The following is a 245-nucleotide window of genomic DNA, read 5'->3' as shown; positions in this document are numbered from 1 at the left end:
CATCTTGGTGTAATAGGCCAGACCCGGCACGTTGTCGGCGCGGATTGTCGCGTTCATCGTCTCAAGCCTCAGCGCCTGCGCCCGGGCCATCGTCGCTGCAAAAAGCGCGCGCCCCGCGCCCGGCACGCGGGGAACCTGCCGGGTGAAACTGCCGATATCGCCCCAGCCCTGAGGCAGATCGGTGTTGCGGTAGAGCCACTGAAAGCCCACCGGCTCACCGTCGCGGGTCACCACGTGACAGCAAA

1 protein-coding gene is annotated in these 245 nt (G+C 66.1%); it reads right to left on the bottom strand.

Annotated elements, in window-relative coordinates; all coding sequences use genetic code 11:
* Positions 1–245, bottom strand: a 245-nt coding sequence (locus JI667_RS22505; protein ID WP_206858769.1) for a GNAT family N-acetyltransferase, incomplete at both ends; no start/stop codon positions are given.

Origin of the sequence: Bacillus sp. NTK074B (genome assembly GCF_017303375.1) — a bacterium.
Classification (GTDB): domain Bacteria; phylum Bacillota; class Bacilli; order Bacillales; family Bacillaceae_B; genus Rossellomorea.
The sequence above is the reverse complement of the archived record's forward strand: the minus strand, read 5'-3'. Positions and strand labels throughout refer to the sequence as shown.